A 26291-nucleotide genomic window follows, 5' to 3' on the forward strand; every position below is an offset into this window, starting at 1 on the left:
TTCGGGGCCGAACGGACAGCGACCGGACCGAAACGAACCAGAGAGGATAGCGTGCCGGGAATTGAAGGAGCGCACCCGACGTGGCGTGTCCTGAGCCCACACCGATCACGGGTCGATTACAGTCGGCTCGGGCAATATCGCGAACCGACGCGATGAGGAGGTCAGAGTGCGAGAACTTTCTGTGATCGGACTGGAGCCCGGCGGATCGCACGTGGTGTGCGCGGACAGCGAGACCGGCGAACGGTTCCGAATCCCGGCCGACGACAAGCTGCGCGCGGCCTCCCGCGGCGACATCGCGCACTTCGGTCAGATCCAGATCGAGTCGGAGAGCCAACTGCGCCCGCGGGACATCCAGGCCCGCATCCGGGCCGGCGCCACCATCGAGCAGGTCGCGGACGAAGCGGGCGTCTCGACCAAGCGCGTCGAACGCTTCGCCCACCCGGTGCTGCTCGAACGCGCCCGCGCCGCGGAGATGGCACAGGGCGGACACCCGGTCCGGGAGAACGGTCCGACGGTCGAAACCCTCGCCGAGATCGTCGCGCTCGCGTTCCGCACCCGCGGGCACAACATCGACGACGCGACCTGGGACGCCTGGCGCGACGACGACGGACACTGGGTCGCCCAACTGCAGTGGCAGGCCGGCCGGACCGGCAACGCCGCACACTGGCGCTACCAGCCGGACACGCACGGCGGCACCATCTCTGCACTCGACACCGCGGCCACCGACCTGCTCGATCCCGACTTCGGACGCCCGCTGCGCGGCCTCGCCCCGCTCGCCCTCGAGGTCGGCAGTGCGGTGGACGGCGCGTCGATCGCGGACGACGAATCCGACCAGCTACCCCTGCCCGAGACGGAGTCGGGAACCGAGGACGACGTCGCCGAGATCGAGGGCGACGAGCACCTGCCCAAGGTCGCGCCGCAGCATCAGGGCGGCAAGGACAAGCGCGGCAAGCCGTCCCTGCCTTCCTGGGACGACGTCCTGCTCGGCGTCCGGAGCAGCGGCCGCGGCTGACCCTCGCCGGACTTACGGTAACCTTCGGTAACACTTAACTGGGTTCCGTAAGCGCAAGGGGAGAACGCGTGCTCGACTTCGACTGGCGTCCGCGCCTGACCACCATCACCCGCAACGCCTGGGGGCTGACCTTCGGCGGCGGCGTCGAGCCCGCCGAGCGCACCCCTTCCGAGCGGCTGCACAGCGGACACCACCGCGACCTGTACCGGTTCGGCGTCGAGCGTCGCCGAGACGCCCGCCCGGTACTGCTGGTGCCGCCGCTCGCCGTCTCGGCAACCTGCTACGACCTGCGCCCCGGCCAGAGCATGGCCGCCCACCTGCTCGGGCAGGGCCACGCGACCTACCTCGTCGACTACGGCACGATGACCGCCGACGACCGCCGCATGGGCTTCGAGGCCTGGGTCGACGACATCCTGCCCGAGAGCATCCGACGCGTCAGCGACCTGCACGACGGAGCCCCGGTCGACCTGGTCGGCTGGAGCCTCGGCGGCACCATGTCCCTGCTCACCGCGGCCGCCCACGCCGACCTCCCGATCCGGTCGGTGACGGCGGTCGGAACGCCGGTCGACTACACCCGCATCCCCACCATCGCCCCGCTGCGGGCGGTCGGTGCCGTCACCAGCGAGCGGCCCCTCACCGCGGCCACCTGGGCGCTCGGCGGCCTGCCCGCACCCGTCGTCCAGGCGAGCTACCGTGCGACCGCGCTGCAACGCGAATTGCTGCGCCCCTGGTTCATCGCACGCAACCTGCACGACACCGAGTCGCTCGCCCGAATGGAGTCGATCGACCGGTTCATGGCCTCGATGCCCGGCTACCCCGCCCGCTTCTTCCACCAGTTGTGCCAGCAGCTGATTCTCGGAAATGCGCTTGCTGCAGGGCAATTCCGACTCGGGGACCGGGTCGTCGAGCTGTCCGAGATCTCGGTACCGGTGCTCGCGGTCGGCGGGACCACCGACGTTCTCGCGCCCGCCGCGTCCGTGCAGGCACTGGTCCCGCTCCTGACCGGATCGCCGTCGGTGCGCTTCGAGGGCGTACCGGGCAGTCACCTCGGACTGGTGGCCGGCCCGGGCGCGAAGGACACCACGTGGCGGTTCCTCGACGAGTTCCTCGTCGACCCGATACCCGCCATCTGACGACTCGGCGGTGCGCCGACGCCCAATCCCTCGCGAAAGTCGTACCCTGCTAACAAAGGGAACGAAAGCGAGGTGCGGGCCGTGGGGGCCAAAGCATCAACGATCTGGTACGTCGACGCCCCGGACCCCCTCGCAGTGCTGCGCGAAAGCGCCGAGTGCGACGCCGAAGCCGCCCGCGCACTGGTCGGCGCACTCTATCCCGAAACCGTCGTTGCACCACTGACTCCCGGCGCCATCGCCACCTCCGCCGGCGTGGGCAGACACGAGGTGTACATCGGCAGCTTCCCGGGGCTGACCGTCGTGTGCGGAGCGAACCTCGCCGTCCACGAGCCGTCGACGCTCGACGAATCCTGGACGCGGCCACTGGCTTCCGAACGGACGTACCTGGTCTGCACCGACCCCGACACTGCGTGGGCCTCGTTCGCCTGCTGGGAACGCGGCGCGCTGCGGCGATCCTTCAGCGCGACGCCGGTGCACATCTACGAGGACATCGGCATCCCGCTGGTGTGGGAGCGACCCTTCTGGGCGGGCGAGCACCCGATGAAGCACCCGATCGAGGTGCTACCCGACCCGCAGTCCCTGCCGTTCAATCCCTGCGAGTTCGCCGAGGCCGCGAACGCCGAGTGGCTGGGCTTCCGCTACACCGGCCCGGTACGCGACGGTGAGATCGATCCCGCGACCGTCGGCGTCTGCGGATTCGGCGTCTACGCCGAGGGCGAACTACCACCGGCGCCTGCTCTGGAGCCGAAACCTGCCGGGAGCCTGCGCCGTTGGCTGCGCCGGCTCGCGGGAGCGGAGCCTGCGTAGCGAGCGCGGGCACCGGAGCGGAGCCTGCGTAGCGACCAACTGCGCAGCTGACTGTCAGCCGGCGCCGAACAGCAGCGCCACCCATCCCCCCACGACCCCGATCACGCCGCCCAGCAGTACCCACCGCCACACCGGCACCGCACGCCACGGCCACAGCGTCGGCGCGACCCCGGCAGCGACCACCGCGTTGACGACGATCGCCAGCACTGGATGAACGGCCACCATCGCAGCGCCGCAAGCGATTACCGCGGTCGCGACCACCGCGGCCGAGAATCCCGACACGACCCAGCCGGGACCGTTCACCCGCCCGTCCTGACCCGTTCGTAGAAGGCCATCGCCGCCGCCGTCGCCACGTTCAACGAATCGGTGCCGGGCGCCATCGGAATCCGTGCCCGCACATCGGTCTTGCGCATCGTGTACTCGGACAGTCCCGGCCCCTCCGCGCCGAGCAGCAACGCCACCTTGTCCCCGGTCATCGCCTCCGCGAGGGTCATCGCCGAGGGGTTCGGGGTCAAGGAGATCAGCTGAAAACCCTTGTCCCTGAGCAACTGTAGGCCGTGCGGCCAGTCCGGAACCCGAGCGAACGGGACCCGCAGCACGTGTCCCATCGACACCCGGACCGCCCGCCGGTAGAGGGGGTCGGCGCAGGCGCCACCGAAGAGCACCGCGTCCACCCCGAGACCCGCCGCATTGCGGAACATCGAACCGATGTTCTCGTGATCGTTGACGCCCTCGAGCACCGCGACCGTCCGAGCGCCCGCGAGCACGCCGTCCAGGTCGAGTTCCGGCGGGCGGTGGGCGGCGGCCAGCACGCCGCGGTTGAGGTGGAACCCCACGACCTCCGCCATCACGTCGGCGGTCGTCCGGTAGAACGGCACGTCCACCCCGTCGAGGTCCTCGGCGAGTTCGCCGAGCCTGCGGTCCACCCCGAGCAGGCTGATCGGGTCGAACCGGGAGGCGAGCAGTCGCTGCGCGACCAGCACTCCCTCGGCGATCACCAACCCCTTGCCGTCGGGCAGGTCGGGACGGCGATCCGAGGAGTTGAGGTCGCGGAAGTCGTCGAGCCTCGGGTCGGCCGGATCGTCTATGTCGATAACGTGAGCCACGCGACCATCTTGCCGCACTGCGACCCGGCCCCTGCCGGCCCTACTCGGAGTCGTTGACGATCCCGCCGATGATGTCGATGGACTGACGCAACACGGCCTGCTGCTGGTCGTCCAGACCCGCGAGGCGATCCGTCATCCACTGCTCGCGAGCGGAGGTCTCGTCGGCGAGCAGCGCCCGTCCCGCATCGGTGAGGGAGACGATGATCTGACGCCCGTCGGTCGGGTGCGGGGTCCGCAGCACCATGCCGGCCTCGGCCAGTGACGCGATGACCCGGGTCATCGACGGCGGCTGCACCCGCTCGCGTGCGGCGAGTCCACCCGGCGTCATCGGTCCGTGCTCGTCGAGGCTCGCGATTGCTGACAGCTGGGTCAGCGACACCGCGGAGTCGGCACGCCGACCGCGAAGGTGTCGCGACAGACGCACGACCGCCAGGGAGAGATCGCTGGCAAGTGAGCGGGTATCCAAGGTCACCTACGGAGGATACGGCACTGCGTGACAACTGGTTCAGGTAATGGCGTCAGTTATAGGACCGACAGCAAAGTAGGCCACGAACAGCGCCGCAACCACCCACAGGAGCGGGTGAATCTGCTTCGCCTTGCCGCTCGCGGCGCCGATGACGACCCACGCGATGAAGCCGACGCCGATGCCGTTCGCGATCGAGTAGGTGAACGGCATCACGACGATGGTCAGGAAGGCCGGCAGCGCCACGTCGAACTTGGTGAAGTCGATGTCGCGGACCTGCCCGATCATCAGCGCACCGACCACCACGAGAGCCGGGGCGGCCGCCTCGATCGGCACCACCGAGTACAACGGGGTCAGGAACATCGCGGCCAGGAACAGCAGGCCTGTCACGACGTTCGCGAGGCCGGTGCGAGCGCCCTCGGCGATGCCCGAGGCGGACTCCACGAAGACGGTGTTCGACGAGGCCGACGCGCCACCGCCGACGATCGCGCCGGCGCCCTCCACCACGAATGCCTTGCCGATGCCCGGCAGGTTGCCGTGCTCGTCGGCGAGGCCGCCCTCCTTGCCGAGGCCGGTCATCGTGCCCATCGCGTCGAAGAAGTTGGCGAGCACCAGGGTGAACACCAGCAGGCTGGCGGCCAGGACGCCGATCCGGGTGAAGGCACCGAACAGGCTGACGTCGCCGACCAGGCTGAGGTCGGGCAGCTGCGCGAGGACGTCCGGCAGGACCGGCACGCTGAGGTTCCAGCCCTTCGGATCCACGCCCTTGGACGCCCCGACGTGGAAGACGGCTTCGAGAACGATCGCCAGCGCGGTGGTGACCACGATGCCGATCAGCAGACCGCCACGGACCTTGCGCGCCACCAGAATTCCCATCAGCAGCACACCGAACACGAAGATGACGGTGGGCAACGACGCGATGGAGCCGCCGATGCCGAGACCGACCGGGACGGTGGTGCCGGCGACGTCGGGGATCCGCCGGACGAAGCCCGCGTCGACGAAACCGATGAACGCGATGAACATGCCGATGCCTGCCGCGATGGCCGACTTGAGCGCATCCGGGATGGCGTTGAACACCGCGGTCCGGAAGCCCGAGATGGCAAGCACCACAATGATGATGCCGTCGATGACCACCAGACCCATCGCCTCCGGCCAGGTGACCTGGGGCGCGATGGTCACGGCGAGCAGGGCGTTGATTCCCAGTCCGGCGGCGATGCCGAACGGATAGTTCGCGACGATGCCGAAGACGATGCTCATCACGCCCGCGACGAGCGCGGTCACCGCTGCTACCTGGGCCACGGGAAGGATGTTGCCGAGCACGTCCGTCTTCGCGGCCGCGTCGTCGGCGGAGAAGCTGCCGAGGATCAGCGGGTTGAGCACCACGATGTAGGACATCGCGACGAAGGTGACGAGGCCGCCGCGCACCTCTTTGCTCAGTGTCGAACCGCGTTCGGTGATCTTGAAGTAGTTGTCAAGGAGCTTCGAGGTTCCAGCCATATCGTTCATGTCTCCATCGCCGAAGGTGCGCGTCGCACTTCGGAGGTTAAATCACCAGCCGCGGTAGCGTTACTCGCGTGACGCACACCGCACCTCCCCTACCTGCTCGGCTGACCGATCCGCGGCCCGTGGTCGCCATCGGCACGATCGCCTGGTTGGTGGCGACGATCGTGATGCTCGCCGCCGGCGACCGGTGGGCTTCCGCCGTGCCGATCTGCTACGCCGGCCTTGCGGTCGGCGCGGCGGGTTTCGCCCTCTTCCTCGTCCAACGCGCGGCGGCGCGGCGCGGCAGCCGGACCGCGCAGCGCGGCCTCAGCTGAACACCGGTATCCGCTCGGTGTCCGGGTCCGCGTCGAACTCGGCCTCGACCTCGTCTCGCTGACGGCGCCGCCACCAGACGGTCAGCAACACCGACCCGACCACCAGTGCCGCCAGCACCGCGATGGCAAGCCAGAACCGTGACCCGTAGTAGCCGACCAGCACCATCCGCAGGGCATTCTGCGCGTAGGTCAGCGGCATCAGCTCGTGCAGCCAGCGCAGCGGCGCGGGCATCTGCTGGATCGGGTACACCCCGCCGAACGCGAAGACCTGGATCATCAGCGCACCCAGCCCTACGAAGGTGCCGTTGACCGGACCGAACACGACGGTGAACAGTCGGGCGGTCGCTACCGCGGCGGCCCCGATGAGCACCATCACGGCGACCATCGCGAGCACGCTCGGCGGGTCCGCCTTCGCCACGGTCAACGAGACCACCGAGAACACCAGGGCGGCGGCCAGTGTCACCGCTGCAGGCACCCGGTATCGACGCAGACCCTCACGCAGGATGCTCCCGTGCACGCGCCGGACCGGGCCGCGGCGTGGCCGCACCACGAACCAGGTGAGGATTCCGCAGAAGAACAGCAGCACCGACATCACCGCCGGGACCGCGCCGGGACCGAATCCCACTGCGGGATAGATGTTCTCGGACTTGAGCTCCACCGGGGAGGACAGCAGGCCCGCCGTGGTCTCGCGCTCGGCGGCAGTGAAGTGCGGCACCTGCTTGGCGCCGTCCGCGAGTCCGGTCGCGAGCTGGGTGCTGCCCGCGCCGAGCTGGCCGACGCCGTCCTGGAGCTGGCCGAGCCCCGCTTTGAGCTGGCTGCCCCCAGTGTCGAGCTGACCGAGCCCGGTGGAGAGTTCGTGCGCTCCGGAGTCGACCTGGTGCGCGCCCGTGGACAACTGCCCGAGGCCGGTGGACAGCTCGCCCGAGCCCGCGGCCGCGGCATTGAGCCCGCCGCGGAAGTCCGCCTTGGGATCGGAGAGCTCGTGCGCTATCTGCTTGGCGCCCTCACGCAGCTGCTTGAGCTGGCCGGGCAGGTCCTCGGTACCCATCGGGACGCCGGAGGCCACCATCGTGTCCACCAACGGCCCGATCACGGTGTCGATGACATCACTGATCTGGGTAGCGCCCGCCCCCAGCTGGTCGGCGCCGGCCACGAGCTGGCCCATGCCGTTGTGCAGGTCGCCCGCGCCACGCGCCGCGTCGTCGGCGCCGGACGCCAACTGGCCGGTGCCGTTCGCGAGCTCGACGCTGCCGGTGTGCGCCTGCGTCAGGCCGGTGGAGAGCTCCACGCTGCCACTGGCGAGTTCCTTCGTACCCGCGAGCGCCTCACCTGCGCCGTCGGCGAGCTGCTTCGCGCCGTTCGCCGCGTCGTTGAAGCCGGTGCCGGCGTCTCCGAGGCCGACGAGCACCTGGTCCACCGACTGCTCGCCGATGGATTCCGAGACCGCCGAGCGCACCTGCGCCATCACGCTCTCACCGACGGGGGTGGCCACGAGGCTGTTGTGGTCGTTGTAGACGACGTCGAGCTGAGCCTTCTGGCCCTTCCCGCTCGCGGCGCTCGCGATGTCGCGGCTGAAGCCCTCCGGGATCACGACCGAGAAGTAGTAACGCCCATCCTCGACTCCGGCCTTGGCGTCAGCGAGGCTCACCTCGTGCCACTGCACGTCGCCGCCGTCGATGAGGGCCTTCGCCACATCGTTGCCCGCCTGCAGCTTGGTGCCGTCGAGGTCCGCGCCGGCGTCGGCGTTGACGATGGCGACGGGCATCCGCGAGACTGTGTCGCCGGGGTTCCACAGAGCCCACATGTAGAAGCCGAGCAGCGCCAGCGGCGCGATGACCAGTATCGCGATCGCGGTGCGAGTCAGGTGGACACTACGCGTCGCCATGGGCTTTTTCTCCTGAACCGAATTCTGGACAGACGTCCAGGTTGGGTCAGGATAAGGAAGTCAAGGTCATTCGGCAACGCTTTCGCCAGATTTACGGCCACGCGAACCGAACCGCGAGACGCCCCAGATCCACAGCGCCGCCCACACGGCCCCGAACACCCAGCCCGCCAGCACATCGGTGAGCCAGTGCGCGCCCAGATACACCCTGGACAACCCCACCGCGACCGTCCACAACGCCAGCAGGCCGAAGATCACCGGGTTGCGCGCGCGGGGACCGAGCACCCGCACCAGCGCCGCGCCCACCACACAGACCAGGATCGCCGACATCATCGCGTGCCCGGACGGGAACGAATGGGTCGCCTCGTCGACCAACCGCTCCGGAATCGGTGGTCGCTCGCGACCGAACAGCAGTTTGAGCCCGTTCATCACCAGCAGCCCGCTGAGCATCGCCCCGACCACCAGTTCCGCCTCGCGCGGATGCCGTCGCACCAACAGCGCCACGGCCACGGCCGCCGTGATCACCCACGAGACCAGCGTGCCGCCGAGATCGGTGACCACCGTGACCACGTCCGTGAGCCACGGTGTGCGGATCCGGAGCATGGCGTCGAGGACACTCTGGTCAATCCACACCCGGCGCCTCCACTCCTAGGAAGTACCCGTACTCCGCCACGTGGGTGTGACCGGAACCGTCCACCCACCACGGCAGCTCGACCTCCCGCTCCACCGCGCCGGACAGCCGCACCAGCAACCGGTCGTGCACGACCATCACCCCGCGCGGCAACGGTCGCCCGAGCGCCACGTGCGCGAGCACGGCGCCCGGCTCGCGATCCCAGTCGCTGACCCGGCCGGCTCCGACCACCTCGCCGCGAACCCCCTCGGATGCGGGCGCCAGGTCCAGCAGCTCGGCGAGCGCAGGGGCGGTCGGCAGGTCCCCGACCACCAGCAGCTCGGGCGGGACCGCCGCGGCGAACCACGGCCGGTCGAGGACCACCGCCGCGGCGGGATCTGCCAGCACGCCCGAGACAGTACGGACGCGCGGCGGCGGCGACAGCTCGTCGAGGTCGATGGCGTCGGCAGCGGTCGCCGCCCCGAGCAATCGGTGCGTCCGGGCGATCACGGCCGGACTCGGCTCCCGCTCGGGGTCGGCCAGCCGGTCGAGCAGCAGCCCCGCGAGCGCGGTCCCGTCCACTCGGTCCGCGGCGAGCGCCCCGGACAGGACCGCGGCGTCGGGGTGGTCGAGCACGTCGAGCAGTCCCTCGAAGGTGCGATCGTCCGGCCCGCGCAGTGAGCCGAGCGGCTCGCCGTGCACGTGGGCGTGCGCACGCAGCCACCACGCCGTGTAGCCGTCACGGTCGGCCAGCAGCGCCGCCGTGTCGGGCTCGGCGGCCAGCAACGAGAGGGCTGCGGGCCACCGGTCCTGGTCCACCAGGTCCAGGTCTCGGACGGCGACGAGCACCTCGGGATCCGTGGTCAGCGTCGCCCACCACGCGGGCTCGTCGTCGAGGTCGTGTTCGGGCCCGGTGGGAAGCTCGGCGCGCAGCACCGCGAACGACCAGCCGACACCGAGCGCCCGGAGCGCGTCGTCGCCGTGCCGCTCGACCACGTGCGCCGCGACCTCCCCGAACGGCGAGTCCGCCGTCAGCACGGACGCCAGCGGGGCGTGGGGCAGCAGCAGCTCGTCCGCGGCCCGCAGCTCCCCGTCTGCGTCGGGCAACGGCAGCTCCCCGAGCCAGCTCGGCAGGTCCCCGCGGCCGTCCACAGCCGCGACCAGTGGCAGCACCGCGTCCGCGAGTTCGGTTGCCGCGAACGGATCCCCGTAGTCGACGTCCTCGATGCGCGCTCGCAGTGCGGGGTCCGCGAGAACGTCGCCGGGGCCGACCGTGCCGGCGCCGAGCCGGGCGAGCAGCGGATGCGCGGCGTCCGGGTGCACCAGCCGGATCCAGTCGACCCCGCGGCCCGCGACACCGAGGTCGTCCCGACCGAGAACCGTGGTCCGCGGGCCGGTCACGGTGCGGCCGTCGGCAAGCGGCACCGGCACCGCGGCCAGCTCCTCGACCGCCAGCGCGTCCACCACGAGCGGCTCGAGTTCCTGGTACAGCCTTCCCCACCACTCGGGTTCGCGATGCAACCCGGACAGCAGCTCCGCCAGTCGGGCCAGACCGATGCGGTGCGCACCCACCGCGGACAACGCCTGTGCGCTGCCGGCGCCGGACAGCTCGGGGACCACCAGTCCGGGCACCGCGTCCGCCAGCAAGGCTGCCAAGTCGGCGGTGAGTCCGGGCAGCACGGTCGCCTCACGCGGAGTCAGCATCGCGTCGCCGACGCCGGGCAGCCACCTGCCGTTCGTCAGCTCGCGGAGCACCGACTCCCGCAGCTGTTCGTCGACCTCGCCGCGAGCGAATCCCGGCACCGGCACCAACTTCAGCCGCTGCGAGACAGGAAGGGCAGCAACGAAATTCACGTACCCGTCGGCCAGGTGCGCCACCGCGGCGCCGGGCATGACGCGCCGGCGGTCGGGCTGCAACTCGGTATCCGCGACAACGATCGCGGGCAGCGACAACTGCTCGTCCGACCGGGTCGGCGCACGCAGGACATCGGCCTCGACCGGGCGCACCCTGCCGCCGTCGACCGGAACCAGCCAGCGCGCCGAGGCAGCCCGGCACTGCCACCACGTGCGACCGTCGATCTCGACGACGGTCAGCGGCCCGTCTCCGAGCGGCCGCTCGGCGCGCACGAACTCCCGATCCGATACCCGGATCGACTGCAGCGCAGGAAGTTCCAGCAAGAGGTCGGCCGCGTCGTCGGCGAGCTCGTCGAGCAGTCGGGCGCCGTCCACGCCGGGACGGAGCCCGAGCACCACCTCGGAGTCGAAACCCTCGCAGGCCGGAAGGTCGTTCGGCCAGACGAGCCGCAGCACCGGCACGCCGTGTTCCGGCACGGCCAGGCCCGCGGCGTCGAGTTCGTCCCGGGTTCGGGTGGCGGAGAAGGTGATCGAGCCGGTGGTCGAGCGCAGGTCGATCTCCTCGCTCACGGCGAGGACAGCGGTGAAGCCGACGCCGAATCGACCGACGCCGGTGTCACCCTTCCCGGAGACCCGCAGCGCAGACAGTGCCTGCACGCCGGTCTCGTCCAGGGGCGCACCGACATTCGCGACGTGGAGGTCGGAGCCGTCGAGCCAGATCTGCAGCCGGCCGGGCACACCCGACCGGGCCGCCGCGTCCGCGGCGTTCTGCGCCAGTTCGGTACCGAGCCGGTCGCGGTAGCCGCCGCGGACCAGGTCCGCCTCGGTCGCCGCGTCCTCGCGGAGCCGGGTCGGCGAAGACGTCCAGGCCAGCAGCGTGGCGGCCCGCAGCGCGTCCGCGCCGAAGGGGTCCGGCGCGGTCAGTCCGTCGATGCCGGAGCCGCCGGAATCTCGGTGACCTCGGGCTCGACGGTCACCTCGGGCTCGACGGCCGCCGGTTCGGCAGTCGCCTCGGGCTCCGAGATCGGCTCGGCCGGGGTCGCCTCGGGCTCGGGGAGCACGACCACTTCCACCGCACCGTCGTCGTAGGCGTCGAACTGCGGGCTCCCGGCGCCGGTCGGCAACTCGGTGTCCGAGTGCGCGCCGCAGCCGTACTCGGCATGCACCACGTGGCCGTCCGCGGCCATCTCGTTGCCACACACCCCGAACGCGGCGCGCATCGAGCCCGCCAGCGGAAGGTAGAACCCGCACAGCGAGCAGATCGACGGCGCGGCCTTCGCCATCTCCGAGTCCGGGCCGTAGTCGCCGTCGTGCCACCGCTCGGCGGCGTCGAGTCGACCCTCGAGGCTCAGGACCTGCTTGCGCCCGAGGCCGACTTCCCGTGCCAGCTCGTCGACCTCGGGGTCGCCGCTGGCCACGTAGCCGGGCACCAGCCGCGGATCGGCGGCGCGCGGGGCCAACAGGTCACCGGGACCGAGGTCGCCGGCGCGGACCCTCTCGTCCCAGGGCAGCCAGTCCGGTGCGATCAGCGCGTCGGGGCCGGGCAGCAGCGCCAGCTCGCTCACCGTGACCCGGTCACTGTCGGGCGCCGCCGCCAGGACCACCGCCCACTGCCAGCCGCGGTAGCCGGGCAGCGTCGCGGCGAAGCGATGCGTGGCCGAGCACTCGTCCTCGTAGGTGACGCCGAGATGCGTGCCGACCTCACCCTCACCGAGGTCGGTCAGCGCCTGCCGCGCCAACCCCACGGCATCGGCCAGCAGGGGGCGCACATGGGCAAGCTCGGGGGCAGACTGGGCACTCACACCCTCATTTTGCCGTATCGCAGCAAATGCGGGGCAGGTCGGGCTGTCATGCTGGCCTGATGTCACTCCTCCGGACCGTCGTCGTCGCCGCGCTGGCGCTCACCGCCGCCACCGGATGCGCCCGCGGCACCACCCCGGCCGACGGCGTCGGCGTCGACCGACTGCGGGTCGAGGTGGTCGCGACGCACCCGCACGACCCGACCGCCTTCACCGAGGGACTCGAGGTCTCGGACGGCGAACTGCTCGAGGGCACCGGACTGAGTGGGCAGTCGTACCTGAGCGCGCGCGACCTCGCGTCAGGCATCGAGCGGACTCGAGTCCCGGTACCGGACGGCATGTTCGGCGAGGGTGTCACCGTGGCCGGGGACACCGTCTGGCAACTGACCTGGCAGGACGGGGTGGCCCTGGCCCGCGACCGCGGCACCCTCGCGGAGCGGTCCCGGGCCCGATTCGAGGGCGAGGGCTGGGGCCTGTGCGCGCAGCCCGACCGCCTGGTGATGAGCAACGGCAGCGACACCCTCACCTTTCGTGACCGGGTCACCTTCGCGCCCCTCGGCAGCGTCGCCGTCACCCTCGACGGCAAGCCCCGGGACAATCTCAACGAACTTGAATGTGCAAGCGACGGAAGGGTGTACGCCAACGTGTGGCGAACCCCGTACATCGTGCGGATCGACCCGGCGGACGGACGGATCACCGCAGTGATCGACGCATCAGGCCTGCTCAGTGAGGCCGAGTCGCGCAATGTGGACGTGCTCAACGGGATCGCGCAGGTGCCGGGTACCGACCGGTTCCTGATCACCGGCAAGTACTACCCGAAGCTGTTCGAGGTGCGCTTCGTCTCCTGATCCCGATTACCCGCGGGGCGTGTGGTCCTTCGTCCGGGTTCTAGGACAGAATTGGGGGGTGACCGGACCTCGCGAGCCCTACGACCCCAATGGGAGTCGGAACTCCGGCGACCGCGGTCGCGGCGAGACTCACCCCGGCTACGCGAACTATCCGCCGACGCGGCGCGTGTCCGGCCGCCGTCAGCCGCTGCCCCCGCTGCACCCGGTCGACAACACGCAGCGGGAGGAGCCCGCGACCGAGCAGATCCGGCAGCCGAACGCGCCCAAGCCTCCGCCGATCCCCCGCAAACTCACCGTCGCCCGAGTGGCTGCCATGCGGAGCCGGGAACTGACCAACAAGGGCATCGCCACCTTCCACCGGGCCGCCAAGGCGGATGGCGCCGACAAGTCCGGCCTGACGGCCCTCACGTACGCGGTGATGGCGAACTTCGCCACCGACGCCGCGGTCGCCGTCGCCCTGGCCAACACCCTCTTCTTCTCGGCCGCCACCGGGGAGGACAAGACCAAGGTCGCGCTGTACCTGCTCATCACCATCGCGCCGTTCGCGGTGATCGCACCGCTGATCGGCCCGGCCCTCGACCGACTGCAGCGCGGTCGGCGAATCGCACTGGCCTCCTCCTTCGCGCTGCGCACCGTGCTCGCGGTTCTGTTGGTCTTCAACTTCGACAGCTGGGCGCTCTATCCCTGCGCGCTCGGCATGTTGGTGCTCAGCAAGTCGTTCTCGGTGCTCAAGAGCGCCGTCACCCCGCGCGTGCTGCCACCGGAGATCGACCTGGTGCGCACCAACTCCCGCTTGACCGTGTTCGGGCTGATCGGCGGGACCATCGGCGCGGGTGCGGTGGCCGGCCTGATCGCGTTCGTCGCTGGATCGACCGGTGTCCTGTGGTTCACCGCGGTGGTCACCGTGCTCGGCGCCTACCTCAGCATGCGCATCCCGGCCTGGGTCGAGGTCACCGAGGGCGAGGTGCCCGCCACCCTGCACTACCACGGTGACAACGCCGACACCCAGGTCATCGACCGCGAACACAAGGACACCGTCAAGGCGAGCAAGCGGCGCCAGCCGCTGGGCCGCGCGGTCATCACCGGACTGTGGGGCAACAGCACGATCCGGGTGCTCACCGGATTCCTCACCCTCTACATCGCGTTCGTGGCGAAGTCGCGCACCGAGCACGCCCCGCTCGAGCAGGCCGCGATGCTCGCCCTCGTCGGCGCGGCCGCGGGCATCGGCAACTTCGCCGGCAACGCCACCGGCGCCCGGCTCAAGCTCGGCAAACCGACGGTCGTGGTGTTGCGGTGCACGATCGCGGTCACCGCGGTCGCGATCATCGCGGCGTTCACCGACAGCCTGCTCACCGCCGCACTCGCCACACTTGTCGCCTCCGCGGCGAGCGCGCTGGCGAAGGTCTCCCTCGACGCCTCGCTGCAGGACGACCTGCCGGAGGAGTCCATCGCGTCCGGCTTCGGACGTTCGGAGACGGTGCTACAGCTGAGCTGGGTCGTCGGCGGCGCACTCGGCGTAATGCTGCCCACCCAGTACTGGATCGGTTTCACTGTGGTGTCGGTAGTGCTCGTCCTCGGTCTGATCCAGACCGTCCTCAGCTACCGGGGTTCGACCTTGCTCCCCGGACTCGGCGGCAAACGCCCCGACGTCGCCAACCAGGAGATCCCGGAACCGGTCTCCAGCGCCGACTGACAACAAGAAACGGAAACCGATGACTCTGCAAGCCCGGACGAAGAAGACCATCGCAGCACTCTCGGTGGTCGCACTGGTGGCCGCCGGTGGCCTCGCCGCCGTGGTCACCGTGCTCGTCCACGACGCCCCGGAGACCCTGCCGACGGTCACCGCGTACGCGCACTACAAGTCCGTCGACGTACACGCGGGCGTGTGCGACGCGAACCTCGCGTGCGCGGGGCTCGAGGTCGCGAACCTCAGCGTTCCCGAGGGGCAGCCGCTGCAGCTGTCACTGCCCAAGGACGTGTCGAACTCCGACTGGCGGCTGAATGTGCAGATCGGCAACCCGAAGACCGGTGAGGTGTTCAACGGGTACCGCGACTACACCCCGGGCGAGGCGGCCGCCGTGACGGTGCCGTCCGGCAAGGACGAGCAGCTCCTGGGCGTCGTCATCCAGCTGCCGACCGACGGCGGCCTCGCACCGGTGTGGGCGGTCCAGACGTTCTAGCTGTCGAGTTCCCGGGCCACAGCGCGCACGACCTCTGAGATCCGCTGCGCGGTCTTGCGGTCCGGGTACTTGCCCCGACGCAGGTCGGGCTGCACCTTGGCCTCGAGCAGCGTGATCATGTCCTCGACCATGCCGTGCAGCTCGTCGGGGGTGTGCTTGCGGGCGGCGTCGGCGGTGCGACTGCCGCCGCCGCTCTGACGAAGCGTCGGAGCCGGGTCGAGCACCTTCAGGCTCAGCGCCTGCGGCCCGCGGCGGCCCGCGGCCATCCCGAACTCGACGCGCTGACCGGCCTTCAGTCCCTCGACACCCGCGGGCAGCGCAGACGACCGGACGTAGACGTCCTCACCCTCTTCCTGGGCGAGGAAGCCGAAGCCCTTTTCAACGTCGTACCACTTCACCTTGCCGGTAGGCACTGTGTTCACCTGCTCATCCACATAAAGGAACGCGCCCCACCGTGTGTGAGACGCGACATCCGCAGTCTACCCCCGCGTGCCCCTGGGGGGCACCGGGGATTTCAGGGGATAACGTTGAGCGGTGGCCAGTGAATCGTCCCCCCGCGGCGCCGTGACCCTCCGCGTCGCGCTCGTCCTCTTCGCACTCGGCATCGCCGCCATCGTCGCGATCTTCGTGGTCTACGCCACCGGCCACGAACCGGGCCTCGGCCTGTACCTGCTGGCCCTCGCGTGTCCGCTCGGATTCCTGCTCGGCATCGTGTCCGCGCTGCAGTCCGGACGGCGCGTCCGACGAAGGGACGAATGATGAGGATTCTGCTCAACATCATCTGGCTGATCTTCGGAGGCCTCTGGCTCGCACTCGGCTACTTCGTGGCCGGGGTGATCTGCTGCATCCTGATCATCACCATCCCATTCGGCATCGCCTCGTTCCGGATCGGCGTGTACGCACTGTGGCCGTTCGGCAAGACGGTGGTCAGCAAGCCGACCTCCGGCCTGGGCTCCCTGATCGGCAATGTGATCTGGCTGGTCCTGTGTGGAATCTGGCTGGCCATCGGCCACGTGGTCAGCGCGGTCGCGATGGCCATCACCATCATCGGTATCCCACTGGCGATCGCGAACCTGAAGATGGTGCCGATCTCGCTGATGCCGCTCGGCAAGGACATAGTCGACGTCGGCTCGACACCGAGCTACCCGGCGAGCTACGGCTCGTGAGCACCACGCCCCGCACCGTCCCGGTCGCGGGGCGGGCGCTCCCCTCGACCCCCTGGCTGGTCGGGATCCTCGCGGCCCTCGCCGGCACGGTGGTCGTCGCGCACGACCGGGTGGTACCGCTCGGCTACCCGCTGTGGGGCCTGTTCCGCAACGGCCTCGACCTGCTGGTCTACCGCAGTGGCGGCGCCACCGTGTGGACCGACGCCGGCCTCTACGACCACGCACTGCACGGCGGCATGTGGTTCACCTACCCGCCGTTCTCCGCGATCCTGTTCGCGCCGTTGCGGGCCTTCTCCCCCGACATGACCAGCCTGCTCGGCTACATCGCGAACTTCGCGTTCCTCTATCTCGTGGTGGTGTTGTGCTGGCGTCAGCTCGGGTACCGACCTGACCGCACGTTGTACGTCGTCAGCGCACTGCTGACGGTGATCTTCACCTGGCTCGAACCAGTGCGGACAACCATCTGGCTCGGCCAGATCAACCTGCTGTTGATGCTGCTGGTGATCTGGGACCTCGGCAGGCCGCAGGGCAGCAGGCTGCGCGGCTTCGCGGTCGGGCTCACCGCCGGTATCAAACTGACGCCCGCACTGTTCATCGTGCAACTGGTCGTCACCCGGCAGTGGAGGGCGGCAGCGACCGCCGTCGCGACCTTCGCCGTCACCGTCGCGATCGGCTTCGCGGTGATCTTCTCCGACTCCTGGGCCTACTGGACCGTCACGCTCCGGCAGTCGACCCGGATCGGGGAGACGGCGTGGCCGGCGAACCAGTCCGCCGCCGGGGTGATCGCCCGCTGGCTGCACGTGGCGGAACCGCCGCGGCTGCTGTGGCTGGCCGTCGCGGCGGTGCTGGCGGCCCTCGGCATGTCGGCGGTGCACCTGGCGCACCGACACGGCCAGGCCCTGCTCGCGACCACCATGTGCGGCCTGACCGCGTGCGCGGTCTCCCCGTTCTCCTGGGGCCACCACTGGGTGTGGTTCGTGCCCCTGATCATTCTGGCGATCGACCGCGCATTCCGCTCGTCGCGGGCGGTCGCCTTCGCCCTGCCGGTGGCCCTCGCTGCGCCGCTGCTGTGCTGGGCGCACCAGTTCCCGGACGGGGTGTGGGCGGTCGGACTGTTCATGATTCCGGCGCCCACCGCGCTCGTCCCGGTCTTCGCTGCGGTGTACCCGTTGCTCTTCGTCGTGACCGCGGTCACCGTGGTCGCGACACTCGCCCGACGGCGCGTCGAGGAACCCGAGGTCAGCCCCCAGACGTCCTGTGATCTGCCTCACATCACGGTGGGATCACGGGAGGGTCTCGGGCCGACACCGGTCGCCTGACCTGCAAAAACATCGAAAAACTCGGGCGAAACGCCGAAGATCCCGAAAATTCCACAGGAGATGACTCACCGCGTTCGGCCACGTACGGTCATGTGCGGCCGGAACTTCGGCCGATCCGGACCGCCGCGCCAAACCTTGTCCCGCGGAACGGATTCCCACGAATTACCCAGGGACGAGGACGGGGGACCCACGTCCCCAGCGGACACCGGAAGGCAAGCACCAGGCCTTCCTTGGGGTGAAGCCGGAATCGCATCGATCACGACGCGATAACGGCCGGGCGACCTCTCAGCCCGAACCCGACAGCTGACCTCGCAGGCGCGTGCGGAGAGGAACCACCATGACCGCTGGACGCCATCGCAAACCGACGAACACGCGCAAGACTGCCGCCAAGGTCGTCGTCACCACCGCAGTCTTCGGCGCAGCGGGTGCGGCCTTCGCGGCCCCCGCCAATGCAGCTCCCGACTCCGACTGGGACCGGCTCGCGCAGTGTGAGGCCGGCGGCAACTGGGGCATCAACACCGGCAACGGCTTCCAGGGCGGCCTGCAGTTCTCGCCCAGCACCTGGACCTCGCACGGTGGCGGGCAGTACGCCGCGACCGCCAACCAGGCCAGCCGGGAGCAGCAGATCGCCGTCGCCGAGAAGGTCCTCGCCTCGCAGGGTTGGGGCGCCTGGCCGTCCTGCTCCGCCAGCCTCGGCCTGACCAGCGGCTCCACCCCGCGCACCGCGCCCGCCGCCACCCCGGCGCCGGCTCCCGCGCCCACCAAGACCCCCGCCGTGACCAGCGTCCCGACCACCAACGGCACCGCCGACGTGCTCGAGTCGCTGGACAGCACCCTCGCGACCGTGAAGTCCCACGTTGCCATCGATCCGCAGATCGAGGCGCTCTACGAGCAGGCGAAGCTGAACCCGCAGGTGATCGAGTTCCTCAAGGCGAACTCCGCCCTGCTGCCCCACTGACAGCAACAGTTACACGGAAAAGGCCCCGCACCTTCGAGGTGCGGGGCCTTTTCCGTGTGCGCGGCCGTCAGCGGTTGATGACGGTGTGCGGGTGTGCGTACGGCAGTTCCGACACGGGGCGAGGGAACTCGGTGTCCTCCCCGAACGGGGACAGCCCACCGGAGCGCGTCGACGAGAGCTCCGTGACGGCGTGGTCGCCGTCCTGGATCTCCGCCGCCGGCCAGCCTGGATCAACGTATTGCTTGCTCGAATTGTTAGCCACAAGGCCATTTTGACACCGAGGCCGCGCCTGGACCACCCCAGGTATCTAATCTGAAGAGCGATGACCGACACCGAAGGTGCTGCCCCGGCCGCCGACACTCCTGGCGGCCCCGCCGCGGCGACAGAGAGCTTGGCGCTCTGGCTGGCCGCGCGGAGCGACGCCGAGCTGGCGGAGCTCCTGCGATTGCGCCCGGACCTGGCGGTCCCGCCGCCCGCCAACCTGGCGGTGCTCGCCGCCCGCGCGGAACAGCGCGCCTCGGTGCTGCGCGCCGCCGACGACCTCAACGTCCTCGAGTTGACGTTGCTCGGACTGCTGGCCCTCGAACGGGCGGCGGAGGTAGGCGTGCGCCGCGAGCAGCTCACCGACGCCCTCGCCGGGCGGGCGCCGGTCCGGGCGGTGGACAAGGCTCTGGGCGCGCTGCGAGAGCGGGCTCTCGTGTGGGGCGCCAAGGTGCTGCACGTCGCGGTCGCGGCGGCGGGCGCGGTGACCTGGCGTGTCGATCAGCCGGGCGAGTCCATGACCGCGGACCAGATCGAGGCGTCCCTCGGCCACCTGACGGACGCCGAACGTCGCCTGCTCGAGACGCTGGCGACCAGTTCGCCGATCGGCCGTACCCGGGACGCCGCTCCCGGCACCGCGCCCGACCGGCCCGTGCAGCGGCTGCTGGCACTCGGACTGCTGCACTGGATCGACGACCAGACCGTCGAACTGCCGTACCAGGTGGGCCAGGCGCTGCGCGGCGAGACCGTCACCGACCCGACGGCGCTGACGCCTCCGCCGATCCGCGCGAGCAAGCACAAGATCGCGGACGTCAACGCGGCCGCGGCCGGTGAGGCGTTCGAACTCGTCCGGCACAGCGAGGACCTGATCGCGGCGCTCGGCGACCAGCCCGCCCCGACCCTCAAGGCGGGCGGACTGGGAGTGCGCGAGACCCGCAGGCTGGCGAAGGTCGCGGGCATCGACGAGGCGAGGGTGAGCCTGCTGGCCGAACTGCTCGCGGCGGCCGGGCTGATCTCGAGCGGCGCACCCGACCCGTTGCCCGCGTCGGACACCGGCGACGACTACTGGGCGCCGACCGTCGCCGCCGACGCCTGGCTGAACTCGAGCACCGCGCAGCGCTGGCAGACGATCGCGCAGGCCTGGCTCGAGATGCCGCGCCGACCCTGGTCGGTCGGGCTGCGCGACGTCAACGACAAGCCGATCGCGGCGCTGTCCGAGGAGGTCCGCGCGTCCGGAGCGCCGCGCGACCGCCGATTCGTGCTGGAACTGCTCGCCGAGTTGGGCACCGGCCACGGCGCGACCGTCGCCGAGGTGGCGGCGGCGGTGGCCTGGCGACGACCCCGCTGGTCGGCCCGACTGGGCGCGGGCGCCGTCGAGCACACCCTCGCGGAGGCGACCGCCGTCGGGCTGGTCGGACGCGGCGCACTGACCTCCCCCGGCCGCAGCCTGCTGCACGGCGCGCCACCCGAGTCGGTGCTGGCGGAGATGAACGCGGCCCTGCCCGCCCCCATCGACTACGTGCTGGTGCAGGCCGACCTGACCGTCGTCGCGCCGGGACCGCTGGTGCCCGACCTGCAGGAGCAGATCACGATGGTCGCGGACATCGAGTCGGCGGGCGCGGCCACGATGTACCGGATCGGCGAGTCGAGCGTGCGGCGGGCCCTGGACGCCGGCCAGAGCGCGGCGGAACTGCAGTCCCTGTTCGCGAATCACTCGAGGACACCGGTGCCGCAGGCCCTGACCTACCTGATCGACGACGTCGCCCGTCGGCACGGTCGGCTGCGCGCCGGCATGGCGTCGTCGTTCGTACGGTGCGAGGACCCGGCCCTGCTCGCGGAGGTGGTCTCCTCCCCGGTCGCGGAACGTCTGGCCTTGCGGGCGCTGGCCCCGACCGTCGCGATCTCGCAGGCCGCACTGGCCGAGGTGCTCGAGCAGCTGCGGGCAGCGGGTTTCGCACCCGCGGGCGAGGACTCCTCCGGCTCGATCGTTGACCTGCGCCCGCGCGGTGCCCGGGTCTCGAAGCGTCGGGCGCGCCCGGTGCGCAGTCCCGCCACACCGAGCGAGGAGCAGCTGACGAACCTCGTGCGGGCGCTGCGGGCGGGCGAACGCGCCGCGGCGGTCCCCCGCGGCGGCGGTGTCCGGTCGGACGGCAGCCGGGCCAGCAGCGCCGCGACGATGGCGCTGCTGCAACTGGCAGCTCGGGTCAAGCGCAGCGTGCGGATCGGCTACGTGGACGCGCAGGGCGTGGCGTCGGAACGGATCGTCGACCCGGTCAGTGTCGGCGGGGGCCAACTCGACGCGTTCGACCCGGCGACCGGCGCGATCCGGCGCTTCACACTGCATCGGGTGATCAGCGTCGCGCTCGTCGACTGAGCGCAAAATACTGCGCCAACAATGTTTTGACCAGCGCGACTGGCATTTCCTGCGGAATGACGTATGGTCTGGGCCAGTGATTGCCACTTCGAACTCAGGAGCGACAATGGCAGACAAGAAACCGGGCAAGAGCCTCAAGAAACCTGCACAGTCATTGAAGGAAAGGCGTGCAGAAAAGAGGGATCGGGCGGTGGAATCCGGCGAGTTGATCCGCAGGCGGAAACGCCACTGATCCTCGACGCACTCCGCTCGTCCACTATGCACCCCAGCGCGATCGCGTCACCGGACCCGCGGCCAGCAGATCTGCTCCACCAGTGGTTCGCGCAGATGGCCGGGGAGCGTTCCTTCGATCGGGATTCCCGAATACTCCCCGCAGCGAAAGACAGAAGGATTCTCCGTGAAACGTGCGCTGTTGACGCTGGATCGAATCGAGGACAAACTCGAAAATGAACTCGACACCATCGACGGGCATTTCGAACGCGACGCGGGATATCGGTCCGGAATTTCCGAGGCGCTCGTTCAGGTCATGGATGCGAAGAAAGATCTGACGGCGCGTCGATAGGTCACACGAATTGGCAGGATTTCCCGTTTCGTCGGGCAGTCCTGCCAATTTCGTGGGTAACCCGGCGGCCCCGACCGGCGCGGCACGTCTGTGCCGTTGCCGGGCCGTCCTCCTCGGCCGCGACCGCTCCGCCCACGAAGTGTGGACAATGGAGTGGTTGTCATCGCTAGGAGGCGCACGTGACCGATGGACCGCTGATCGTCCAGTCCGACAAGACCCTGCTGCTGGAGGTCGACCACGAGCTGGCCGGACAGGCACGACAGGCCATCGCGCCGTTCGCCGAACTCGAGCGCGCACCGGAGCACGTGCACACCTACCGGGTAACGCCGCTGGCGCTGTGGAACGCGCGCGCCGCCGGGCACGACGCCGAGCAGGTGGTCGACGCGCTGGTCACCTACTCCCGGTTCGCGGTCCCGCAGCCGCTGCTGGTGGACATCGTCGACACCATGGCCCGCTACGGCCGGCTGCAGTTGGTCAAGAACCCGGCCCACGGGCTCACCCTGGTCAGCCTGGACCGCGCGGTGCTCACCGAGGTGATGCGGCACAAGAAGATTGCACCCATGCTCGGCGCGAAGGTCGACGAGGACACGGTGATCGTGCACCCGTCCGAGCGAGGCCACCTCAAGCAGATGCTGCTCAAGATCGGCTGGCCCGCCGAGGACCTCGCCGGGTACGTGGACGGCGAGGCCCACCCGATCGACCTCGCCTTCGAGGAGGGCCACTGGCAGCTGCGTGACTACCAGGAGATGGCCGCGGACTCCTTCTGGGCGGGCGGCTCCGGCGTGGTGGTGCTGCCGTGCGGCGCGGGCAAGACGATGGTCGGCGCCGCGGCGATGGCCAAGGCCAAGGCGACGACCCTGATCCTCGTCACCAACACCGTCGCGGGCAGGCAGTGGAAGCGCGAGCTGATCGCGCGGACCTCGCTGACCGAGGACGAGATCGGCGAGTACTCGGGTGAGCGCAAGGAGATCCGCCCGGTGACGATCGCCACGTACCAGGTGATCACCCGCCGCACCAAGGGTGAGTACAAGCACCTGGAACTGTTCGACTCCCGCGACTGGGGTCTGGTGATCTACGACGAGGTGCACCTGCTCCCGGCGCCGGTGTTCCGGATGACCGCGGACCTGCAGTCGCGACGCCGCCTCGGGCTGACCGCGACGCTGGTCCGGGAGGACGGCCGCGAGGGCGACGTGTTCTCGCTGATCGGGCCCAAGCGGTACGACGCACCGTGGAAGGACATCGAGGCGCAGGGCTGGATCGCCCCGGCCGAATGCATCGAGGTGCGGGTGACGATGACCGACGCCGAGCGGATGGCGTACGCGACCGCCGAGCCGGAGGAACGGTACAAGCTGTGCTCGACGGCACACACGAAGATCGCGGTGGTGAAATCCATCCTCGCGAAGCATCCGGATTCCCCGACCCTGGTCATCGGCGCGTACCTCGACCAACTCGACGAACTGGGCGAGGCGCTGGGCGCCCCGGTCATCAAGGGCTCGACGAAGAACAAGGAGCGCGAGGAGCTGTTCGACGCGTTCCGCCGCGGCGAGATCCAGACACTGGTGGTGAGCAAGGTCGCGAACTTCTCCATCGACCTCCCCGAGGCGTCGGTGGCGGTGCAGGTGTCGGGCACGTTCGGTTCCCGCCAGGAGGAGGCCCAGCGGCTCGGCCGCCTGCTGCGTCCCAAGCACGACGGCGGGCAGGCGCACTTCTACTCGGTGGTCGCGCGCGACACCCTCGACGCCGAGTACGCCGCGCACCGTCAGCGATTCCTCGCCGAGCAGGGCTACGCGTACCGGATCACCGATGCGGACGACCTGCTCGGACCGGCGATCGGATAGGCCCAGTCATCGGGTAGAAATAGGACCGTGCGCAGCTTCGAGTTCCCCGTAGACCATGCCCACGCCAAGTCCGTCAACGAGACGCTCGGCGACGTCCGCAGGCTGCGGTGGTCGTCGATCATCACCGCGCTGCTCTTCGCGGCGCTGGCGGTGTGGCTGTTCACCCTCGCGCACCCCTGGTCGTACATCGTCGGCGTGGTGATCGCGCTGATCGCGCTGACCTCCCTGTGGATGGCGTACTGGGCGCCGCGCAAGGTCGGGTCGATCGAGGCCCTGTACGCCAAGGGCGAGTTGGTGCCGGCCGTGGTCGCGGTGCCGCGGCCGCGCGGCGCGACGCTGCTGGCGCTGGTGAACACGGCGAAGCCGTCCGCGGACCGCCCGCACTACGCGCTGGTCACGCGCAACATCCGCACCCTGCCGGGGCATTCGCTCACCCATGTCGGTGAGCGGGTGCCGTCGATCTCGGTGCTCTCGGATCGCAGCACCAAGTCCGCCTCCGACACCTGGCAGATGGTCAGCCCGATGCCGATCGCGTGGGGCACCCGCGACCCGAAGGTGCTTCGCCGGGCGGCCGAGCAGATCAGTGGCGCCGAGTGGAAGCTGCTGGCGAAATCGATCCCGCTGGCCGAGGACGTCCCGCGCGCGGAGAACCAGCAGATCCCGATCGCGGCCGCCGACCTGCCCGACAACCTGCGCTAGTCGATCCGGGGCCAGTCCTCGGCGGGCTCCCGCGGATCGGCGTAGAGCAGCCCCGCGACCCACTCGTCCCGTCGGCGCCCACGCTGCAACCCGCCGGCACGACGCGTGCCCTCGAACCGAAAGCCCACCCGGCGCGCGACCACGGCCGAGTCCGTGTTGCCGACGAAGGCGCGCCACTCGATTCTCTCGAGCGCAAGTCCGTCCGGTTCGAACCCGAAGTCGCACACCAGGTTCACCGCCGCACTCATCAGCCCTCGCCCGCGGACGGCGGGGTCGAGCCAGAACCCGAGCTCGGAGGCCGAGTCGTCGAGTGCGCCGAGCCCGATCATTCCCACCACGGGGCCGCGAGGGGTGTGTCGCAACGCCCAGGTCGGACTGCGATCGGCCCAGCCGGACGGCACCACGGTCGACACGAACCGCTCGGCGTCCTTCAGCCCGTAGGGCTTCGGGAGGGTGGTCCACTCCCCGATCTCCTCGTCCCGACAGCACCGGGTGATCGACTCGACGTCGTCGACGGTCGGCGGTGTCAGGCACAGACCCTGGCTGGACAGCTCTCGTACGAACATCACACCCTCCTATCCGGCGAGCGCAGGAATCACCTCACGCTCGAACAGTTCGATCCCGGTGGTGTCGTAGGCCGCCTCCGGGAAGTAGCAGATCGCGTAGCCGAGTCCCTGGTCGCGCAGTCCGGTGAGCTTCTCGACGATCTGCTCAGGCGTGCCCACCGCGGGCATGCCCCGGAAGGCCGCCATCGAGGCCTCGGCGAGGTCCTCCCCCACGTACCGGGCAATCCTGGCCTCGGTCTGCGCGAGCCTGGCCTCGACGTCGGCCTCGGTGACACCGATCGCCACGTTGAAGTTGGCCGACCGCACGATCGCGTCGAAGTCGGTACCGACGTTCGCGCAGTGCTCCCGCAGCAGTGCAGACTTGCGAGCGAACACGTCCGGGGTGCCGTCGAAGTTGGTGTACTGGGCGTACTTGGCGGCGATCCTCAGCGTGACCTTCTCGCCTCCGCCGGCGATCCAGATCGGAATACCGCCGTCCTGCAACGGCTTCGGCTGCACGATCGCGCCGTCCACCTGGTAGTGCTTGCCGTCGAGGGTGGCCGAGCCGGTGGTCCAGGCCTGGCGCATGATCTGCACACCCTCGTCCAGTCGGGCCAGGCGCTCGCCGGGCGGCGGGAAGCCGTATCCGTAGGCGCGCCACTCGTGCTCGTACCAGCCCGCGCCGATACCCATCTCGATCCGGCCACCCGAGATCAGGTCCGCGGTGGCGGCGACCTTCGCCAGGTAGGCGGGGTTGCGGTAGCTGACCGCCGTGCACATCTGGCCGAGCCGGATGGTCGAGGTGACGGCGCCGAGGGCGGACATCAGCGACCACGCCTCGTGGGTCGCCTCCTCGGTCGGGGCGGGGACGGTGTGGAAGTGGTCGTACACCCAGGCCGACTCCCACGGCCCCTGCTCGGCGCGCAGGGTCACGCCCTTCATGACGCCCCACTGGTCGACAGGGTCGATGCCCGCCAGGTCAAGTCGCCAGCCTTGCGGCACGAACATTCCGAATCGCATCATTCGACCCTACCCAGGGATGCCGACGGGCCGCCTGC

Annotated in this window: 28 protein-coding genes and 1 riboswitch; of the genes, 16 read left to right on the forward strand and 12 right to left on the reverse strand. The window is 70.0% G+C overall.

What is annotated here, in order from left to right; translation table 11 throughout:
• Nucleotides 1-166: 166 nt before the first annotated feature.
• The 3 genes from sepH (at nt 167) to FK531_RS05895 (ending at nt 2952) form a co-directional block, all read left to right on the forward strand.
• Entirely contained in the window at nt 167-1012 is an 846-nt protein-coding gene (gene sepH / locus FK531_RS05885; protein ID WP_142096179.1) for a septation protein SepH, read from the forward strand.
• A 68-nt stretch (nt 1013-1080) separates the two neighbouring features.
• On the forward strand, nt 1081-2145 hold the full coding sequence (locus tag FK531_RS05890) for an alpha/beta fold hydrolase (RefSeq protein WP_142096182.1): 1065 nt from the start codon (nt 1081-1083) through the stop codon (nt 2143-2145).
• A gap of 81 nt (nt 2146-2226) precedes the next feature.
• Nucleotides 2227-2952 carry a DUF6928 family protein gene (locus FK531_RS05895; protein ID WP_142096185.1) on the forward strand — a complete coding sequence of 242 codons (726 nt, stop codon included), beginning with the start codon at nt 2227-2229 and terminating at the stop codon, nt 2950-2952.
• Between the two features lie 54 nt (nt 2953-3006).
• Here the strand turns inward: FK531_RS05895 and FK531_RS05900 are convergent, their stop codons facing one another.
• Genes FK531_RS05900 through FK531_RS05915 form a run of 4 tightly spaced genes read right to left on the reverse strand, consistent with a single transcriptional unit; the run spans nt 3007 to nt 6018 of the window.
• Nucleotides 3007-3255, reverse strand: a complete 249-nt coding sequence (locus FK531_RS05900) for a DUF2537 domain-containing protein (protein ID WP_142096187.1) — start codon at nt 3253-3255, stop codon at nt 3007-3009.
• Nucleotides 3252-4058 carry a TrmH family RNA methyltransferase gene (locus FK531_RS05905; RefSeq protein ID WP_142096189.1) on the reverse strand — a complete coding sequence of 269 codons (807 nt, stop codon included), beginning with the start codon at nt 4056-4058 and terminating at the stop codon, nt 3252-3254. Before FK531_RS05905 ends, FK531_RS05900 begins: the two co-directional genes overlap by 4 nt.
• 40 nt (nt 4059-4098) lie before the next feature.
• Nucleotides 4099-4530 carry a MarR family winged helix-turn-helix transcriptional regulator gene (locus FK531_RS05910; protein ID WP_142096191.1) on the reverse strand — a complete coding sequence of 144 codons (432 nt, stop codon included), beginning with the start codon at nt 4528-4530 and terminating at the stop codon, nt 4099-4101.
• 33 nt (nt 4531-4563) lie between these two features.
• Entirely contained in the window at nt 4564-6018 is a 1455-nt protein-coding gene (locus FK531_RS05915) for an NCS2 family permease (protein ID WP_142096194.1), read from the reverse strand.
• 77 nt (nt 6019-6095) lie between these two features.
• On the opposite strand from FK531_RS05915, the gene FK531_RS05920 reads away from it, so the two are divergent.
• Nucleotides 6096-6338 (forward strand): DUF2530 domain-containing protein, encoded by a 243-nt coding sequence (locus tag FK531_RS05920; RefSeq protein ID WP_142096197.1) that lies wholly within the window; start codon nt 6096-6098, stop codon nt 6336-6338.
• Here FK531_RS05920 and FK531_RS05925 read toward each other — a convergent pair.
• The 4 genes from FK531_RS05925 to FK531_RS05940 all read right to left on the reverse strand — a co-directional run bounded on the left by FK531_RS05925 (nt 6331) and on the right by FK531_RS05940 (nt 12504).
• Complete coding sequence (locus FK531_RS05925) at nt 6331-8223, reverse strand: YhgE/Pip family protein (RefSeq protein ID WP_142096200.1); 1893 nt, start codon at nt 8221-8223, stop codon at nt 6331-6333. The genes FK531_RS05920 and FK531_RS05925 overlap by 8 nt on opposite strands.
• A gap of 66 nt (nt 8224-8289) precedes the next feature.
• The gene (locus FK531_RS05930; RefSeq protein ID WP_181762837.1) at nt 8290-8853 is read right to left on the reverse strand and encodes a phosphatase PAP2 family protein; all 564 of its coding nucleotides are present in this window, start codon (nt 8851-8853) and stop codon (nt 8290-8292) included.
• The gene (locus tag FK531_RS05935) at nt 8843-11608 is read right to left on the reverse strand and encodes a sacsin N-terminal ATP-binding-like domain-containing protein (RefSeq protein WP_142096721.1); all 2766 of its coding nucleotides are present in this window, start codon (nt 11606-11608) and stop codon (nt 8843-8845) included. The genes FK531_RS05930 and FK531_RS05935 overlap by 11 nt, the downstream gene beginning before the upstream one ends.
• On the reverse strand, nt 11605-12504 hold the full coding sequence (locus FK531_RS05940; RefSeq protein WP_142096718.1) for a DUF3027 domain-containing protein: 900 nt from the start codon (nt 12502-12504) through the stop codon (nt 11605-11607). Before FK531_RS05940 ends, FK531_RS05935 begins: the two co-directional genes overlap by 4 nt.
• A gap of 41 nt (nt 12505-12545) precedes the next feature.
• Between FK531_RS05940 and FK531_RS05945 the strand changes: the two genes are divergently transcribed.
• From FK531_RS05945 to FK531_RS05955, 3 genes are read left to right on the forward strand one after another with little or no spacing between them, the layout of a single operon-like run.
• Entirely contained in the window at nt 12546-13331 is a 786-nt protein-coding gene (locus FK531_RS05945) for a glutaminyl-peptide cyclotransferase (RefSeq protein ID WP_142096203.1), read from the forward strand.
• A gap of 58 nt (nt 13332-13389) precedes the next feature.
• The gene (locus FK531_RS05950) at nt 13390-15024 is read left to right on the forward strand and encodes an MFS transporter (protein WP_142096205.1); all 1635 of its coding nucleotides are present in this window, start codon (nt 13390-13392) and stop codon (nt 15022-15024) included.
• A gap of 19 nt (nt 15025-15043) precedes the next feature.
• The gene (locus FK531_RS05955; RefSeq protein ID WP_142096208.1) at nt 15044-15511 is read left to right on the forward strand and encodes a DUF2771 family protein; all 468 of its coding nucleotides are present in this window, start codon (nt 15044-15046) and stop codon (nt 15509-15511) included.
• Here the strand turns inward: FK531_RS05955 and FK531_RS05960 are convergent.
• Entirely contained in the window at nt 15508-15924 is a 417-nt protein-coding gene (locus FK531_RS05960) for a cold-shock protein (RefSeq protein ID WP_142096723.1), read from the reverse strand. The genes FK531_RS05955 and FK531_RS05960 overlap by 4 nt on opposite strands.
• Nucleotides 15925-16045: 121 nt before the next feature.
• Here FK531_RS05960 and FK531_RS05965 point away from each other — a divergent pair, with 121 nt between their 5' ends.
• From FK531_RS05965 to FK531_RS05980, 4 genes are all read left to right on the forward strand, one after another.
• Complete coding sequence (locus tag FK531_RS05965) at nt 16046-16270, forward strand: hypothetical protein (RefSeq protein ID WP_142096211.1); 225 nt, start codon at nt 16046-16048, stop codon at nt 16268-16270.
• Nucleotides 16270-16677 (forward strand): YccF domain-containing protein, encoded by a 408-nt coding sequence (locus FK531_RS05970; protein WP_142096215.1) that lies wholly within the window; start codon nt 16270-16272, stop codon nt 16675-16677. The genes FK531_RS05965 and FK531_RS05970 overlap by 1 nt, the downstream gene beginning before the upstream one ends.
• The gene (locus FK531_RS05975) at nt 16674-17996 is read left to right on the forward strand and encodes a glycosyltransferase 87 family protein (RefSeq protein ID WP_142096218.1); all 1323 of its coding nucleotides are present in this window, start codon (nt 16674-16676) and stop codon (nt 17994-17996) included. The genes FK531_RS05970 and FK531_RS05975 overlap by 4 nt, the downstream gene beginning before the upstream one ends.
• 131 nt (nt 17997-18127) lie before the next feature.
• A riboswitch (cyclic di-AMP (ydaO/yuaA leader) is annotated at nt 18128-18330 on the forward strand.
• A gap of 3 nt (nt 18331-18333) precedes the next feature.
• Nucleotides 18334-18954 (forward strand): transglycosylase family protein, encoded by a 621-nt coding sequence (locus FK531_RS05980; protein WP_142096221.1) that lies wholly within the window; start codon nt 18334-18336, stop codon nt 18952-18954.
• 67 nt (nt 18955-19021) lie between these two features.
• Here FK531_RS05980 and FK531_RS05985 read toward each other — a convergent pair whose 3' ends face one another.
• Nucleotides 19022-19216 carry a hypothetical protein gene (locus tag FK531_RS05985; RefSeq protein ID WP_142096224.1) on the reverse strand — a complete coding sequence of 65 codons (195 nt, stop codon included), beginning with the start codon at nt 19214-19216 and terminating at the stop codon, nt 19022-19024.
• A 60-nt stretch (nt 19217-19276) separates the two neighbouring features.
• Here FK531_RS05985 and FK531_RS05990 point away from each other — a divergent pair, with 60 nt between their 5' ends.
• From FK531_RS05990 to FK531_RS06000, 5 genes are all read left to right on the forward strand, one after another.
• Nucleotides 19277-21589: a helicase-associated domain-containing protein gene (locus tag FK531_RS05990; RefSeq protein WP_142096227.1), complete on the forward strand. Its 2313-nt coding sequence runs from the start codon at nt 19277-19279 to the stop codon at nt 21587-21589.
• A 106-nt stretch (nt 21590-21695) separates the two neighbouring features.
• Nucleotides 21696-21821, forward strand: coding sequence for a hypothetical protein (locus FK531_RS22850; protein WP_290367599.1), 126 nt, complete (start codon nt 21696-21698; stop codon nt 21819-21821).
• A 165-nt stretch (nt 21822-21986) separates the two neighbouring features.
• The gene (locus tag FK531_RS22280; protein WP_181762839.1) at nt 21987-22151 is read left to right on the forward strand and encodes a hypothetical protein; all 165 of its coding nucleotides are present in this window, start codon (nt 21987-21989) and stop codon (nt 22149-22151) included.
• A gap of 179 nt (nt 22152-22330) precedes the next feature.
• On the forward strand, nt 22331-23989 hold the full coding sequence (locus tag FK531_RS05995; protein ID WP_142096230.1) for a DNA repair helicase XPB: 1659 nt from the start codon (nt 22331-22333) through the stop codon (nt 23987-23989).
• 27 nt (nt 23990-24016) lie between these two features.
• A complete protein-coding gene (locus FK531_RS06000; RefSeq protein WP_142096233.1) occupies nt 24017-24688 on the forward strand; it encodes a DUF3239 domain-containing protein in 672 nt (223 codons plus the stop codon).
• On the opposite strand, the gene FK531_RS06005 is transcribed toward FK531_RS06000, so the two are convergent.
• A complete protein-coding gene (locus FK531_RS06005; protein WP_142096236.1) occupies nt 24685-25254 on the reverse strand; it encodes a GNAT family N-acetyltransferase in 570 nt (189 codons plus the stop codon). The two genes, FK531_RS06000 and FK531_RS06005, sit on opposite strands and share 4 nt — an antisense overlap.
• 9 nt (nt 25255-25263) lie before the next feature.
• Nucleotides 25264-26253 (reverse strand): LLM class F420-dependent oxidoreductase, encoded by a 990-nt coding sequence (locus tag FK531_RS06010; RefSeq protein WP_142096239.1) that lies wholly within the window; start codon nt 26251-26253, stop codon nt 25264-25266.
• Between the last annotated feature and the right edge of the window lie 38 nt (nt 26254-26291).

It is taken from the genome of Rhodococcus spelaei (genome assembly GCF_006704125.1).
In the GTDB taxonomy this organism is placed as follows: Bacteria; Actinomycetota; Actinomycetes; order Mycobacteriales; family Mycobacteriaceae; genus Rhodococcus_G; species Rhodococcus_G spelaei.